We start from the raw sequence: 17,023 nt of genomic DNA on the forward strand, positions 1-17,023 counted from the left end.
GTTTTGTCAAATACCTGTTGCCTTTTTATGCCAATGTGAGTGCCTCGAAAACGCCATTTGAAATCAGTCGTTTTATTCGGGAAATCCGTTCAGGTGACTATGATGCCTTCTTCCGTCGTCTGCAAAGTTTCTTTGCCGACACCCCTTACGAGACGATTACCGGCTTGAAGCCGGATCGTGATACCGAACTTCATTACCAGAACGTCCTGTTTATCGTCTTCCGTCTGATCGGACTCTATACCAAGGTGGAATATCATACGAACCGTGGACGTATCGACTTGGTCTTACAAACGGATCGTTATATCTACGTGATGGAATTCAAGTTGAACGGGACGGCAGAGGAGGCCTTGCATCAAATCAACGAAAAACAATATATCCAACCCTTTGTCTCGGATGGGCGGCAGATAGTCAAGATCGGTGTGAATTTTTCCTCCGAGACCCGTAATATCGAGAGGTGGATAGTGGAAAACTGATATAGTCAACAAAATGTCAACAAAATAATAAGGGAATATGAGTGGATATAGGTAATATTGCATTTGCAAATAACAAAAGCAGTACGATGAAAAAACTTATATCGTCCATATTTCTATTGCTGATTTTTGGCCTGATCGCTTGCCAAAAGCATTCTCATGTTTTACCTCTTTTGCAGGAAGCAGAAACGCTCATGCCGGGCCATCCGGACAGTTCGTTGATTTTGTTAGAATCCGTCCGTTTTCCAGAAAAACTCTCAGAGGAAGACTATGCCACCTGGTGTTTGCTGGTCACGCAGGCGCGGGATAAGAATTATGTGAAGCATACGTCGGATTCGGTGATCAATGTGGCGGTACGTTTTTTTGAGAAACAGAAAGATCCGTTGCAATATGCAAAATCTTTGTATTATAAAGGACGTGTTTTTCAGGATCAAAAAAAAATAGAAGAAGCAGCGGAATTGTTTGTGAAAGCTTTTGATGTCGGAAAAGACTGTCTGGATTATAATTTGTTGTTCCTTATCTCTTCCCGGTTAGGGACATTGTATGGAAAACAGGATTTAGCAAAGGAAGCTCTAACGGTTTACCAAAAATCCTATCAATATGCTATTCAGTCTGGAGACAGTTCTTGTCTTTCTTTTGCTTATTCGTATCTGGGAAGAGCTTATGGTCTGTCTGAAGAATGGGAACAGAGCCTGTCTTATTATGAAAAGGCACTGTCCATCGCCACCCGGATAAAGGATTCTCAAGCTACAAATTTAGCTATGAATGAATATGTCGCTGTATGTGTGAATGCCGATAGAAGTGATAAAATTACGAATTATGAGGATCTACTTTTGGAGACAGATGAGGATGAATATAATAGAACAGGTAATTTGGAGCAGTTTTATTTGACGGCAGGAGATATGTATCGGCATATAGAAAAGTATGATGAAGCTATTCTGTATTTGAATAAAACCCTTCAGTCTGAAAATCTGTATACATTGGCAGGTGGATGCCAATGTTTATACCTTTTGTATGAGGAAATGAAGCAATATGAGAAAGCAGTTCACTATAATAATATGAATCGGATGTACACCGATTCCATTCAAAAGTTAGAGAGCCGTAAAGCTATTATGGAGATTAAATCCAAGTATGATTATGAGAAGATGCAGAAAGAAAATCTGCAATTGAAATTAAATATTCTTTATGTGGTTGGAGGAAGTTTAATCGGATTGTTTGCTATTTCATGGGCTGCTTTTGTAAAGATGAAAAAAAATCGAAGACGTATGAAAGATAAAATACAACTTATTTCAGACTTAAAGGCACAGCAGGAGACGTTACTGCAAAAATTGGACGTAAACGTACAAAAACAGAAAAAAAATCTGTCTGAAATCACTTTTTTGTCCGATCAATTAGAAACCTCACAGCAAGGGTTACGTGAGTTGCAGAATGCAATGGCGTTATTAAAAGGAGGAGAAGGTCTGAAAAAGGATGTAGATGATTTGTCAAGACAATTAGAAATGAAATCTGTTAGTATTTGTGAGATGGAAAAGTGCCGATCCATGTTGATCGATGAAAACAAAAAACTGGAAAAGAAAAATCTGGATTTTGAACAGACAATTCGTTTGTTGCGGGAAAATATTTGTAAATTGAACATAGATAAAGCACAGGAAACCCTTAATGCCGTTTCATTTGCCTTAATAATAAAAATGAGAAAAGAAAAAGCACCTCTTCAAGACAATGAGTGGGCTGAACTTTTCCTGATTGTTAACTTGCTGCACAAAAATCTTATAGATCGGTTATCAACCTCTTTTCCTCAATTAAATCATGAAGATTTGAAGCTGTGTTGTTTGGTGAAGCTGATGTTTACGAATGAAGAAATTTCTTCAATCCTTGCTGTGCAAGAAGATGCTTTAGCCAAGCGAAAGCGACGTTTAAGTACTAAATTTGGTAAAGAAAAGTGGGACAAAGGTGGTTTGGGTGCATATATCGATACTTTTTAACATATAGTGTCCATTGGCGTTAAGGCTCTGTTATGTAATAAGTTGTGGCATGGGCTTTTTGGCGTTTTCAAATCGAATGTGATATAAGACGTTTATAATTAATGAATTATGGCACTGTTGACATAGAGGTGGAATAGACTGTTTTTGCACTAAATGTCCATGTAGATGTGCTCACTCTTGTATACTTTTATCTCAAAAATCATGAAACCATGAAGCACATTAATTTAAACAATTGGATCACATTATTAGTGGGATGTCTTTTCATCCTGAGTGTACAAAATCTATTCGCCTCTTCCGGATTGGACGGGGAAGAAAAAAAGAAAATCCCGTTGCAAGGAAAATGGTTCGAGGATAAACGATCTGTGGAGGCAGAGTATCCTGTCTCGGTCTCTTGGGACGGAACCTGTCTTTATGTCGAGAGCCTTTCCCCTCGTTCGACCATTCATGTTACATTATCTAATGGTGTAGAAAATATCTGCGATGAAACGATTCAGGCAGGTTCTTGCCCGGCTACCTTATATATAGGGGCATTGGATCCGGGAGAGGCATACCAATTAGTTTTGACCAACCAGTTTGGAGATCGATTGGAAGGAGCGATCGACTGAACCTGATGGGAGAACGACATTTTGCCGGTTTCGAATATCGAGGATTGAATAATCTGGGAGATTCTATCCAGTCGGTAGCGGTAGAACGGTTATTGCCAGCAATAGAGCAGCGGTTCGATAGGGATACATTGGCTTATGCCAATCCTGTCGTTCCCATGTCGATTGTGATGAATGGATGGTTTTCGCATCATCCGCAAACCTGTCTACCGCTATCCGATATGTTAACTCCCTTCTTTTGGGGATTTCATATTACGGATTATAATGAGAGTTGGAGCTATTTTTCCCGTAAAGAGATCGTCAATTACCTGAAACGATACGAGCCTATTGGATGTCGTGATCCTTATACTGCTGATCGTTTGTCACAGTTGGGAGTGAAAACTTTTGTCAGTTTTTGCTTTACACTGACATTGCCCAAACGAGAATATCAAGAAAATTGTGATAAAGTCATTGTTGTAGACGGTGAAGGCATCCCTCTTCCGGCTGAATTGAAAGAACAGGCTGTTTATTATACACATGTCATACCCGGTAAAAACAGGGACGCGATAAAGCGATGGGAATACCGGTCGTGTTCTTCAATAATCCGGATAATTATAGAACTTCTTGGGTTAGGGATATTGGTGTGGAAATCCATACGTTACAGGATATAGAGCGAGTGGATTGGAATCCGACACCGATAGATATGGAGAAACAGAAAGAACGATTAATAAGTGATTTTCAACATATGCAGGAAAGAGTTGCTGCTTTTTGATTGCATTTATTATAGATAAAGTTAAGAAAGGGCGAGTGATATGGATACAATAGAAGTGAGAGACGATATGATCATTTATCCTTATAAGAATGGTCTGAAAACATCTTGGTGTAGTGATTTGGTTGTACTTGTGTACAATAAACCCAATATTTGGCTGGTATTTAAAGATAATGAGGTTTTAGTCCATATAAGTATGATCCAAATAGAATCTGTGTTGCAAAGTGATTTTACAAGAATAAACCGGCAAGTCATTGTCAATATGCACCATGTATCTGAATTTATATTCAAAGGTGGTTCATATTGGATTCATTTGAAAAATGGTTCAGTGTACAAAGTAAGCGAACGCAGAGAAAAAGCTGTTCGAGCGGCTTTCCTTTCGCATGCTAATCCGAATAAGGTCTAATAAAGTGTACGTTCGGTAGCGAAAAACATGCGTTCGGTAATAATGGCTTAAATTAATTGGGTGGTATAAGAGGAAATGGCTAATATTGTAAACATGTTAATTTTTAATAGAAAGCATTATGAGAAAAGTTGGTAAAATCAAGTTGAATCAATTCGGTCAAGAAGAATTGGATCGACGTAAGCTAAATGCCTTAAAAGGCGGGTGTGGATGCACAAGTGGTGATTGTGGTGACTGTGGTGGAACCTCTGATTGGACTTATTACAGTAATTATAAAGACAACAATAAGGCCTACCACTATTAATCATTTTTCTGTTCAAAAACTGGAATTCATTTTTGTGACGAATATGAATTTTGGTTATTAAAAAAATGCAACCAATAGATATCATGTTGGTTGCATTTATAACAACTAATATAATCTAATATGAAACGATCCTTTTTTTTTACATCAGGAAATAAAAATCTATACATATACGATGATCAGAGCAGATTATCTATATTGGCGCATCCGGAATTAAAGAAAGCATCTGAAAAATCGACGGATGTTGATTCGTACTATGTGAAAAAATATGCCTATTTAAAAGCGCATGGATTCTTTACAAAGCCAAAAACGGCTGAGTTTGCGGTATTGGAAGAATCAATAGTTGAAGACAATATAAAGAATATCAAGCAGGTCGTGTTTGAAGTGACAGATTCTTGTAATCTAAGTTGTACGTATTGTGCATTTGGGGAATTGTATGATGGATATGATGAAAGAATCAGTAAAAAGATTGATATTCGCAAGGCCATTCAATTGTTGCAATTTATTTTTGACCATAAGCCCAAGAGGAAAAATGATAAATTGGCAATTAGTTTTTATGGTGGCGAGCCACTCTTGAATATGACGTTTATCAAACAAATTGTAGCGCTTTCTAAAGAATTGAACCTGTCCAAACAATTTGCTCTCGAATATACCATGACAACTAACACTACGTTGCTTCATAAGTACATGGATTTTTTGGTCGACAATAATTTTCGTTTGTTAATCAGTTTGGATGGTAATGAAAAATGCCATAGTTATCGGGTCTTTAGTAAGGATAATAGAAATTCTTTTCAAAAAGTAATTGATAATTTGGATATACTCCAAAGAGATTATCCGGAATATTTTTTAAAGAATGTGTCTTTCAATGCCGTTCTGCATGATAGAAATTCAATAAAGGAAATTTATGAATTTATTTATGCACGGTATAATAAAATACCAAGAATATCAGAATTAAATACAAGGCATATTAGGCCGTGCAATAGAGATCGATTTAACGGTATGTATCACAGTGTGGCAGACAGCGATGCCGAATTCCGCAAGGTGGATTCCGAGTTGGCTCGTTTAACACACAAAAATTCATTGTCATACACGGAGTTAACAAATTATCTGAAATATATTTCGATAAATTATTACATATCCAATATAAGAGAATTATTGTATAATATTGAAAAGCTATTGCCAACAAGTACTTGTACACCTTTCTCTAAAAAGGTTTTATTGACCAATCGAAACAAGCTGTTGCCTTGTGAAAGAATAGACTATCGGTATTCGATGGGAAAAGTGGATGAAGATATAGAATTTAATATACCGGAAATTACGCGGCAATACAATTTTTATTATAAACATATCCAAAAGTTTTGTCGGACTTGTTATGCTTATAAATATTGTGGTTCTTGTCTGTTTCATATTGAAAATATAGATAAAGCAAATGAAGAAGGATTTGTTTGTCAATATCATCAAAATCAGAAGGATTTTAAGAATAGATTGGGGGATATATTCACTTTCCTTGAGAAATATCCGCAAGATTATGCTGAAATAGTAAAAAATGTAGTAATAGAATAAAGATTATGAAGAACATACCCGATTATTGGTTTACTATTGAACCTTATGTGTTTATGGATATAAAAAATAAACACGCTTTATTATATAATACGCTTGACGGAGCTACAATCGAGTCAACCCATGATGATATTATAGGAATATTACGTGAAACTCTTCAAGAAGAAAATTGCGGTGTGGCTTTATTGACTAATGAGCAATACCAACAAAGAGAGGTCAATCGTTTTATTTGCGAACTTCGTGAAAAATTCATGGGGGATGTAATAGAGGTTTCTTTATCGAATGCTAAACCGGTTCAGATATTGCCCTTTTACAATTATTCAAAGGAACAGGAACTATACAAGAAAAATAATTTTTCTTCGTACAAAAATATACTGGAAAAACTATTTGAAATATCTTTACATATAGATGCAACGACGAATATAACGGAGCTAATTCATTTCTTGGCAACGCTTCCGAAAAACCTGACATTTAATATCGTCGGAAATTTGGAAAAGGTTCCCAATTATGGTGAATTGTTCTCTTATCTGGACCACTGTTCTTCACCGAAGAATCTATTGTGTTCCTATAAAAATGTAATAGCTCTTCAACCGATTTTTGAGAATAATTTTTCATATCAGATTTCTGTTAGTATTCCGATAGATGTGGAACGATGGAATCACGCAATGGAGACCTTACTTAGTCAGACTTTACCGGTGGAATTTGTGTTTGAGGTATCATCGGAAGATGATATTCAACAGTCTGAACGCCTCATTGAACAATATCAGATAGATAAGTACAAATTGAAACCCATTTATACCGGAAACAATATTCGTTTTTTTAAGGAAGAGGTCTTTCTTTCAAAAGAGGATATTTTGTCCACCCCTATGACTATGAAAGATTTTTTCGCACGTCAGGCTGTGAATTTGTATGATTTTGGTAAAATCACCATCCTGCCTAATGGGGATGTCTATGCCAATCTTAATCATCCTTTACTGGGGAATATTTATACCAATAATATCCATGAAATCTTACACAAAGAAGTGGAAGAAGGCAAATCGTGGCTCCGTGTTCGTGATCAAGCTCCATGCTCTGATTGTGTTTATCAATGGATTTGCCCGTCTCCATCCAATTATGAGATAGCTATCGGACGTTCTAACCTATGTCATATAAAAATGACGGAATAAACAAAAAATAAAATGATATGCAGATGAAAATATTAATTTTTATAGAAATAATCATCCTGTTTGTAGTGACAGGGTGTGGAGAGAATTCCTCGACTGATGGTTTTATAACAGTAGATGTAACTAAAGGTTCTTACCCCAAGAAAGAACTGGTTCTTCAAGACTTCATGGATGTGGAATATATTCCGCTGGAAACAAACGATGAGTTTGTCAATCAGGGAGTGGTACAGGCGGTTGGTGAAAAATATATAATAGCGACAAATTATAGAAAAGATGGTGATATTTTTGTGTATGACCGAAACGGGAAAGCTATCCGTAAGATAAATCGCAAAGGGCAAGGGGGGGAAGAATATATATCTTTTATAAGTGTTACGTTGGATGAAAAAAATGAAGAACTGTTTGTAAACGATCACCATGCAAAGAAAATAAAAGTTTATGATTTAGAGGGGAATTTTAAGCGAAGTTTTAAGCAAAAAGATAGTGGAAATTCTCAGTTTTATGGGGATATATTTAATTATGATAAAGAAAATCTGATTTGTTACGATGAATGTAATGACGAAATTCCATTCCTATTTATATCAAAAGAAGACGGAGGTGTAACCAAAGAAATTAAAACTCCATTTAAAGAGAAAAAACTCTTTTTTCAAATTTTAAGACATGAAGGAGGAACAAGAGCTGCTGGACCGGGTGAATACAGTAGAATAATCCCATTTAATGGCAATTGGATTCTGTTAGAACCCTCATCAGATACGATCTACACATTAATGCCCGATTACAATTTGCGGCCGTTTATCGTACGAACACCTCCTATCCACACTATGAATCCGGAATTTTTCTTAGTTTTAAAGTTGGTTTCCAATCGTTATTATTTCATGGAAAGTATAAAGAATGTATATGATTTCAGTAAAAAAGAAGGCTTTCCGAGAACGTACTTTGTGTACGATACACATGAAAAGGATTTTTATAGTTATACAGCATACAATGGTGATTATACATATAAAAAAGAATTTTATATGTCTATGTTGACCCCTATCAATTCCAAAGGCGAATTATGGGCGACTCTAAATGCTTTCGAACTTTGCCGGGACTATAAAAAGGGAAAGTTAAAAGGCAAACTAAAGGAAGTGGCCGCAAGATTGGATGAGGATGATAATCGGGTGGTTATGTTGGTGAAGTCTAAAAAGTAAAAAATATTGCCAATGTCGGAAAACAATTTCATTCAAATAAAAAAAGATCTGCAACAAATTACCGATATGCTCATGCTTAACGGTACATTAACCGAATGTCCGGGCTTGCTGCATGGTAAAATGGGGATTGCTATTTTCTTTTTTCATTATGCACAATATACAAATAATATGTTGTTTGCTGATTATGCTATGGACTTGATTGATGAGATATTGAATCAATTACATGTCAATAGTCAAGCAAATTATAAAAAAGGGGTAGCCGGGATTGGTGTTGGTTTCGATTACATGATCCGGAATAATTTTCTGGACATAGAAGATGATATTTGTGAAGATTTTGATGGAAGAATGTATCGGGCGGTGAAATATGATCCTTGGCTGGATTTCAGCCAATACAACGGATTAACCGGTTACGGGCGATATTGGATGACACGGCTGAATTACCCTACACCTGCAATACTGGCACGTGAATGTCTAACATATATAGTAGAATTGATTGAAAAAAAATTACCGGATATATCTGTGGAAGAGCAAATAGATGTGTATTGCTTTTTATATGATTTGCAAAAAATATCCGGTTTTGATTGTTGTTTCGGACTTTTGGAACAATGTCGGAGGATATGGGGAGTAGAATCACCAAATTTTATCCAGGCTATTCCCCGATTACAGGAGTCTGTTGTTGGCAATGTCGTGCGCGTTTATCAACATCATCGTTATTTCCATGAACCGATACAAGATAAAATCGATATTGTTTTGAAACAAATCCCGGATTTGGATATGAAAAAACCTCCCATTGGTACAGGGCTTCTTAGCGGATATGCAGGTGAAGGTATGATACGTTTGGCTGCATTGGATCGAACAAATATATCATGGATGAATCTACTGTAACTTGCATTGAATATGAATTTATATATTTTCAATCAAACCCGTCGTGGAGCGGTATTTGGTGTCGGTACTTATATCCATGAATTGGTTGCTGCATTGAAAGATTGTGGTATAAATGTTTGTGTAATAAATCTGATATCTGAAAAGCCTCAAATAGGAACAGAGCAGATAGATGGAGTTGCATATTGGCACTTCCCTTTAGCCATATCGGACCGGCGAACGATAAACGATCAAGAACAATGGAATTTGTATTATCGGAATGTCGTTTATTTGCTTAGACTGCATATCAAAGACAAAAGAAACTTGATATTTCACTTGAATTTCTTTGAAAGCGGAAAATTGGCAGAAGAACTGAAAAATGCGTTTGATTGCCGACTTGTAGCTGTCTCTCACTTTTTCGATTGGGGATTTACCATTTATGACAACCCCGAACGGTTATCTCGTATTTTGAAACAAATGCATCCGGATGCGTTGGAGAAAAGGCTGCAAACGATGTTTGAGGTGGAAAGAAGCTATTATTCAACAGTTGACCACGTTATTTGCATGACACGCTATATGAAAGATCTTTTGTGTGAGAATTATGGCATTGATATCGCTAAAATATCTGTCATTCCGAATGGTTTACGGGATATGTCCGATAGGTTAATCGATAATATGGCTCTTCGAAAGAAATGGAATATATCGGTTGAAGAAAAAATAATCCTATTTGCCGGTCGCATTGATGAAATCAAGGGGGTGTTTTTTATAATCAGAGCCTTTCGCGAAGTGTTAAATAAATATCCGAATTGCCGTCTCATAATGGCCGGTAGTGGTAACTATGATATATGTTTCCAGGAGGCTAAAGATATTTGCACGAAAATAACATTTACCGGATTATTGGATAAAAAAGAGCTGAATGAAATCTATCAAATAGCAGACATTGGGGTTGTACCATCCTTATTCGAACCATTCGGCTATGTGGCTGTTGAAATGATGATGCACGAATTGCCTGTGGTAGCCACAACTACATCGGGATTAAATGAAGTGGTTAATAATGCTTGCGGGTTGAAAATACCTCTCACTATATTATCTGAAAGTGTGGAAATAGATGTCATGTTATTGTCGGAAAAGATTATATACTTGTTGCAACACCCGATCGAAGCCAGACTAATGGGACAAAACGGACGGAAAAGGTATCTTGACAATTATACTTCGGAAATATTCCGTATCAATATGGTAAAAACATATAATTCTTTATTCCAGGAATGAACCTATATATTTTTCATACATCAAGCGAAGCTGCGGTATATGGGATTGGAACCTATATTCGTGAACTAACCATTGCGCTTTGTCGTAGTAGGATTAAAGTATGTGTGGTTAATTTAAGGGCACACATACCTCAAATGCGAGTGGAGGAGACAAGCGATGGCATAAAGCGATGGTATTTTCCGGAGCCTATAGAACAAATGGTAACTGATCACCTAAGTGATTTGTATTATAGAAATATTGTATATCTGCTGCAATTATACATTGAGGATAAAAGTAATCTGATATTCCATTTGAATGCCAACCATAACAGCAAATTTGCAAAAGAATTAAAAAAGGCATTTGATTGCAAGATCGTATTGACTATACACTATTTAGATTGGGGTTTCAAACTGTCAGGCAATTTGACTCATTTCAGGAAATTATGGGAAACACAGCAAACTGTTCAGGGGCGTAAGTATATTGACAATTTGAAAGACGATTTTCAAAAAGAAAAAGAGACTTTTGATGTCGTAGATCATATTATTTGTCTTTCGAAAAAGACAATGTCTGTACTGCAAGATGATTACAAAATAAAACCGGATAAAATCACAGTAGTATATAATGGGCTTACTGATAGTAAAATCAGTGTTGAAAAATCCGTGTTAAGGCAAAGATATGGTATATCCGATGCTCCCATTTTTTTGTTTGCCGGAAGATTAGACAATATAAAAGGTTTAAAATATGCTTTAAGGGCATTCAAAATAGTATTAAAGATGTATCCGGAATGTCGTTTCATCATTGCCGGAAATGGAGAGTTTGATGCCTTCCTGATTGAATGTGAAGATATTTATATGAATGTCATCTGGACAGGATTGATAAACAAAGAGAAACTTTACGAACTATATGCAATGGCCGATATAGGAATTATGCCTTCATTTCACGAACAATGTAGTTACGTGGCTATAGAAATGATGATGCATGGATTACCCATTATAGGCAGTACTTCTACAGGCTTGTATGAAATGATAGAAAATAACGTTACTGGCTTACACATTCCAGTGATAGAGCATGCTGATAGAGCAGAAATTGATAGTTCGCTATTGGCTGAAAAGATATTATACCTACTGCAACATCCAATTGAAGCTAAGCAGATGGGGCAAAACGGGCGTAGAAGGTATCTTAATTATTATTCTTCAGATATATTTCGGGAGAATATGTTGAAAATGTATGAATCATGCTTACATGATAAAGATAATAAGATTAAAGTTTTGATCGTAACCGGACAGAGCAATCATAATTGGGAAGTCAGCCACCTTACAATCAAGCAGATTCTTGAGAACTCCGGGCTTTTTACGGTCAATGTCGCTATATCGCCTGAAAGAGGAAAGATCATGTCGAATTTCAGCCCCAATTTTACATCTTATCAGTTGGTGGTTCTCGATTATAATGGTGACAGATGGCCGGAAGAGACGGAAAAATCTTTTTTGGAGTTTGTGGAAAAGGGAGGTGGCGTGGTGGTTTACCATGCTGCGAACAATGCTTTCAAAGATTGGAAAGAATATAATCGGATCATCGGCTTTGGGGGCTGGGGTGGACGTGATGAGATGGCAGGTTCTTATATCTATCAGCAAGACGGATGTCTGGTGTATGATGAAGAATCTTCCGGATGTGCCGGTTCACATGGTTGCCGGCATGAGTTTGTGCTTCATTGTGGCAATCCGGAACATCCGGTGACGAAAGGCCTTCCTGCTGCATGGCGGCATGCACAGGATGAATTGTATGACCGGATGCGTGGTCCGGGTATTGTCAAAGATGTTTTGTTTTGGGGATATTCCGATCCAACAACGAAAGGATCCGGACGGGATGAATTGGCGATGTTTACGGTCGATTACGGAGAAGCGCGTATTTTCCATACGACTTTGGGACATGCCGGAAATTCGCTTGACGATAATGTCGCCATGCAGTGTACCGGATTCCAAGTTACATTGCTTCGCGGTGCTGAATGGGCAGCTACCGGTCAAGTGACACAACCCGTTCCGGATGATTTTCCGACCGAGGCAACCGTTTCTTTGCGTAAGAATTATAAGTAAAATAAAGTATAACATGCAGATCGCACCAAACTCTATTTTAGGCAAAAGCCACGGGCATAAAGCTCCATCGGACAAACTGAATATAGCTGTCGTAGGTATTGGCGGTATGGGAATCACCAATATCCAGCATGTTTTTGAGACGGAAAACATCGTTGCTCTTTGTGATGTGGATTGGAAATATGCAAAGCCGGTCTTGGATTGTTTTTCGCGAGCTGGAAAATATAAGGATTTTCGCCGGATGTTTGATGAGATGGGTCGGGATATCGATGCGGTTATGGTGGCGACTCCCGATCATACACATGCTATTATTGCAGCTACTGCCATAACATTGGGCAAACATGTGTATGTCCAAAAGCCGTTGGCACATTCGATTTATGAATCGAGATTGCTTACCCGATTGGCTTCCGAATACAAGGTGGCCACGCAAATGGGAAACCAAGGTGCTTCCGGTGATGATATTGATTTGGTGTGTGAATGGATTTGGAACGGTGAGATCGGTGAAGTGACAAAGGTCGAAGTGGCGACCAATCGCCCTGTGTGGCCACAAGGATTGGAAACGCCTGCCAAAGCACACAAAATTCCGGCGACATTGGATTGGGATTTGTTTATCGGCCCTGCTCGAATGAGGCCGTTTAACAAGATATACCATCCGTGGAACTGGCGTGGTTGGTGGGATTTAGGAACCGGTGCTTTGGGGGATATGGGTTGCCATGTTTTGCATCCTGCCTTCAAAGCGCTTAAATTAGGTTATCCTGTTTCAGTGGAAGCTGCATCTTCACCCTTGTTCATCGATTGTGCCCCGCAGTCGGAATATGTGAAATTCGTGTATCCGGCACGGAAAGGGATGCCGAAAGTGGATTTTCCGGAAGTCGAGGTACATTGGTATGATGGTGGGTTTATGCCCCAACGTCCGGCAGGGTTTCCGCAGGGACGTCCGCTCATGGGGATAGCTGGTGGAGTGACGATTTTTCATGGCACGAAAGACACTTTACTTTGCGGTTCTTATGGCCTTCAGCCGTGGTTGTTGTCCGGGCGTGTGCCGGATGTCCCCCAAACAATCCGCCGTATAGGTCGGGCGATGGATGGCGGTCATGAACAGGATTGGGTACGCGCCTGCAAGGAAAGCCCGGAGAATCGGGTGAAAACAAAGTCGGATTTTTCGGAGGCAGGACTATTTAACGAAATGATCTTGATGGGAATATTGGCTGTCCGTCTGCAATCGTTGAATAAAAGATTGGAGTGGGACGGGCCGAACATGCAATTTACAAATATCAGCGATGATGAAAAAATCCGGCAGATGATCGTAAACGGTTTTACAATCAAAGCGGGACATCCTTCATTCAATGCAAAAATGTCGGATCCGGTTCATGCGAAAGAATTTGCCGCCGAATTGATCAAACATACTTATCGTGCAGGTTGGAATCTGCCGGCAATGCCGTAATTTGTATGAAATGGTTTAATTTTAAAATTAATTTGAATCTATGCCAGTACAGGTTTCTGTAATAATGCCGGTATATAATATGACTGAGTTTGTTGGACAGTCAATCAATAGTATATTGCAGCAATCATTTTCGGATTTTGAATTGATTGTCATTGATGATGCATCGGAAGATGGAACAGATAAAGTAGTTCATAGTTATAAAGATCGGCAGATTATATTTGAACGTAATCCTACAACGATAGATATAGAGAAACAAAAGGAACACTTAGTAAGTGATTTTTCACTGTATGGTAAAGAATCATAACTTAAACAATTTTAATATGGATAAGAATAAAAATATAGTATTACAACAAATTGCCAATCATTTGATAATCAATTCAAGCTTCTTGACAGACTTGAGTTTGTTTCATGGTAAGAGCGGTATTGTACTGTTCTTTTACAAATATGCGCAGTATACGAAAAATCCTGTTTATGAAGAATTTGCCGAAAAATTGTTGGATGAAATATTTAATGAGATTCATGATGGTATTGGTGTTGACTTCGAAAATGGATTATCCGGTATCGGATGGAGTATATTGTACTTACTCAAAAATGAATTTATAGTTGGAAACCCGAATGAGATATTGGAAGAGATTGATTTGAAGATAATGGAGGTAAATTTATTAAGAGTAAGAAACTGCTCTTTAGAAAGAGGAATCGCAGGTTTGTCTGTATATCTTTCTTTTCGATTATCATTTCCAAAAAGTACTTCTTGTTTCGATACGAAATTTATATCCGATTGGCAAAAAGTAGTTTCAGAGAAAGTGATAAATACGAAGTTCAATCTGTTTTTTCTTATAGATCAATGTGCCTATTCTTCTTTAGAAGAAATCGGAATCACTTCATTGGGATTGTATAATGGATATGCAGGGTATGGACTTAAATTAATGACAGAATGAAAAAGCAGGTGTATCTTTTTGCAAAAAGCAGCAGGGCTTCTATCTATGGGATTGGCACGTATATTCGGCAAATGATAGAATGTTTGGCTGGCAAATTTGAATTGTCATTGCATGTTGTGCTTATTGGTGCGGACGTGGAACATTTTGAAAGAAAAGAGATGTCGGGATATGACCTTTATAGTATCCCGCAATTTTGTATCCCGATGGAAGATAAAAGTGATAGTTATCAGCGAAATATTTATTACCTTCTACGATCGAACTGTAACTACTATGAAAATAACGAACTGATTTTCATATTTAATTATTCCCATCATCTTCCTTTGATCCGTTTTTTTAAAGATGGATTCCCCAATAGCCGCTTTTATTTTGTTATCCATTATCAAAATTGGTGTTTCAGTCTAAACGGAGATGTTGCACGTCTGAAGCCGATCATTCAAACTGATGATGTTTCATCTTCTTTGGAGCGGGAAGTATATCTTTCTTTCCTAAAGGAAAAGGAGGTATATCAAATTGTAGATCGAGTTGTTTGTCTATCTGAATTTACTTTTTCGTTGTTGAATGAAATGTATGGAATATCTTGTGATAAACTTGTACGGATCTATAATGGTTTGAAAGATGAGAAAAAAATATTGTCGGTTGAGGCACGAAATTTGTTGAAAAAGCGGTATGATTTTTCTTGTGAAGAAAAGATTATATTATTCGTTGGGCGCTTGGATGCAATAAAAGGAATTGAAATGCTTATCCGATCTTTTGGAGAACTGTTGCAAAAAAATAAAAATTATAGATTAGTAGTCATAGGTGAGGGCAACTTTTCTTTCTGCTTGAGTTGTTGTGGAACATATTGGAATAAAGTGGTGTTCACCGGTCGTTTAGATAAAGAGCAATTGTATGATTTTTATCAGATAGCCGATGTCGGGGTGATACCTTCCATGCATGAACAATGTAGCTATGTGGCTATAGAAATGATGATGTTTGGATTGCCATTAGTAGTGTCAAAGATGACCGGACTGAAAGAAATGGTGCAGAATGGCAGATCTGGTTATACGTTTGATATGGAAGAGTATTGTGAAAAGGTGAAAAACGAATTGGCTGATCTTATTTTTAAAGTCTTGGATGCACCTTTGTGGAAACGGAATGAAATGCGACGTTTGTCCCGTTCTTCTTATGAAGAGAGATATTCGGTAGAAGAGATGCGGAAAAAGTATTTGGATTTGATAATCTTAGATCAGAGTAAATGATGAAACCAATTTTTGCCTTGGATCGATATTTCGAACAATTTGCATCCATTGCCATAGGGAGTTTTTATGTGTTGGATGTGCAACAAAAAAAGATTTGTTATGTCAAGTCTGATGATTTATTTTTGTGTGGTTTTTCTATCAATGATGTTTTGAGATTGGGGTATGACTTTTATTCCAAAGTGATCTTTGCTGAGGATTTGCCACTATGGATGAATATGTATAGGCTTACTTTGCAATATCTGAATAGGAAAGAGGAAGATCGGGAGATAAGTTGTTTTTCCTGTACATTTCGTTTGCAACGTACCTATACGTTTAATTCCCATCCCATTTTACAAATGGTTTATCACCGAGGGATACCTGTTTGGGTCGATAATGAATTGCGCTATATGCTTTGTTGTGTGGATAGTTCAACATGTAAAGAATCTGGACATTTGTGTTTGCACTATAAAGATGGATTGATTTTTAGTGAATATAATTTCATCACGAAACGTTGGATGCAAAAAGAAAAAGAAGTATTAACAGAGCGCGAAAGGGTGCTACTGATGTTTGGTCAACAAGGAAAAAGTGCTATTGAAATGAGCGATCTTTTATGCAAAGGGTATGATACCATACGGAATCAAATAAAAGCATTGTTCTTGAAATTGAAAACACATTCAATGCAGGAATCTATTGAGATGGTTAATCATTTTCACATGCTCTATTCCAAATTAAAAGAACTCTGATAAATATTGATTGGAAAATACAAATAGGCCCAATTGGGCTAATCGAGGTTAGGAGTATAATATTAAATT

17 protein-coding genes are annotated in these 17,023 nt (G+C 37.3%); all 17 read left to right on the forward strand.

What is annotated here, in order from left to right:
- Positions 1–473 (forward strand): PD-(D/E)XK nuclease domain-containing protein (locus tag ACW6QF_RS10790; RefSeq protein WP_456087830.1); only part of this gene is annotated, 473 nt, incomplete at its 5' end.
- A gap of 86 nt (positions 474–559) precedes the next feature.
- Complete coding sequence (locus ACW6QF_RS10795; protein WP_456087831.1) at positions 560–2,452, forward strand: tetratricopeptide repeat protein; 1,893 nt, start codon at positions 560–562, stop codon at positions 2,450–2,452.
- 209 nt (positions 2,453–2,661) lie between these two features.
- Entirely contained in the window at positions 2,662–3,057 is a 396-nt protein-coding gene (locus tag ACW6QF_RS10800) for a DUF3244 domain-containing protein (RefSeq protein WP_456087832.1), read from the forward strand.
- A 5-nt stretch (positions 3,058–3,062) separates the two neighbouring features.
- On the forward strand, positions 3,063–3,704 hold the full coding sequence (locus tag ACW6QF_RS10805; RefSeq protein ID WP_456087833.1) for a polysaccharide pyruvyl transferase family protein: 642 nt from the start codon (positions 3,063–3,065) through the stop codon (positions 3,702–3,704).
- Positions 3,705–3,845: 141 nt separating this feature from the next.
- Positions 3,846–4,208: a LytTR family DNA-binding domain-containing protein gene (locus ACW6QF_RS10810; RefSeq protein WP_456087834.1), complete on the forward strand. Its 363-nt coding sequence runs from the start codon at positions 3,846–3,848 to the stop codon at positions 4,206–4,208.
- A gap of 118 nt (positions 4,209–4,326) precedes the next feature.
- The gene (locus tag ACW6QF_RS10815) at positions 4,327–4,509 is read left to right on the forward strand and encodes a TIGR04149 family rSAM-modified RiPP (RefSeq protein WP_456087835.1); all 183 of its coding nucleotides are present in this window, start codon (positions 4,327–4,329) and stop codon (positions 4,507–4,509) included.
- 120 nt (positions 4,510–4,629) lie between these two features.
- Positions 4,630–6,069 (forward strand): radical SAM peptide maturase, encoded by a 1,440-nt coding sequence (locus ACW6QF_RS10820; protein WP_456087836.1) that lies wholly within the window; start codon positions 4,630–4,632, stop codon positions 6,067–6,069.
- Between the two features lie 5 nt (positions 6,070–6,074).
- Positions 6,075–7,232, forward strand: coding sequence for a TIGR04150 pseudo-rSAM protein (locus tag ACW6QF_RS10825; RefSeq protein ID WP_456087837.1), 1,158 nt, complete (start codon positions 6,075–6,077; stop codon positions 7,230–7,232).
- A 23-nt stretch (positions 7,233–7,255) separates the two neighbouring features.
- Positions 7,256–8,416: a 6-bladed beta-propeller gene (locus ACW6QF_RS10830; RefSeq protein ID WP_456087838.1), complete on the forward strand. Its 1,161-nt coding sequence runs from the start codon at positions 7,256–7,258 to the stop codon at positions 8,414–8,416.
- A gap of 12 nt (positions 8,417–8,428) precedes the next feature.
- Entirely contained in the window at positions 8,429–9,301 is an 873-nt protein-coding gene (locus ACW6QF_RS10835; protein WP_456087839.1) for a hypothetical protein, read from the forward strand.
- Positions 9,302–9,313: 12 nt separating this feature from the next.
- Entirely contained in the window at positions 9,314–10,546 is a 1,233-nt protein-coding gene (locus tag ACW6QF_RS10840) for a TIGR04157 family glycosyltransferase (RefSeq protein WP_456087840.1), read from the forward strand.
- A complete protein-coding gene (locus ACW6QF_RS10845; protein ID WP_456087841.1) occupies positions 10,543–12,615 on the forward strand; it encodes a TIGR04157 family glycosyltransferase in 2,073 nt (690 codons plus the stop codon). Before ACW6QF_RS10840 ends, ACW6QF_RS10845 begins: the two co-directional genes overlap by 4 nt.
- A 13-nt stretch (positions 12,616–12,628) precedes the next feature.
- Positions 12,629–14,056, forward strand: a complete 1,428-nt coding sequence (locus ACW6QF_RS10850) for a Gfo/Idh/MocA family protein (protein ID WP_298552275.1) — start codon at positions 12,629–12,631, stop codon at positions 14,054–14,056.
- A gap of 40 nt (positions 14,057–14,096) precedes the next feature.
- On the forward strand, positions 14,097–14,360 hold the full coding sequence (locus ACW6QF_RS10855) for a glycosyltransferase family 2 protein (protein WP_456087842.1): 264 nt from the start codon (positions 14,097–14,099) through the stop codon (positions 14,358–14,360).
- Between the two features lie 16 nt (positions 14,361–14,376).
- The gene (locus tag ACW6QF_RS10860; protein ID WP_456087843.1) at positions 14,377–14,994 is read left to right on the forward strand and encodes a lanthionine synthetase LanC family protein; all 618 of its coding nucleotides are present in this window, start codon (positions 14,377–14,379) and stop codon (positions 14,992–14,994) included.
- A complete protein-coding gene (locus ACW6QF_RS10865) occupies positions 14,991–16,232 on the forward strand; it encodes a TIGR04157 family glycosyltransferase (protein WP_456087844.1) in 1,242 nt (413 codons plus the stop codon). Before ACW6QF_RS10860 ends, ACW6QF_RS10865 begins: the two co-directional genes overlap by 4 nt.
- A complete protein-coding gene (locus tag ACW6QF_RS10870; RefSeq protein ID WP_456087845.1) occupies positions 16,232–16,954 on the forward strand; it encodes a helix-turn-helix transcriptional regulator in 723 nt (240 codons plus the stop codon). The genes ACW6QF_RS10865 and ACW6QF_RS10870 overlap by 1 nt, the downstream gene beginning before the upstream one ends.
- Positions 16,955–17,023 lie beyond the last annotated feature (69 nt).

It is taken from the genome of Parabacteroides sp. (assembly GCF_977054455.1).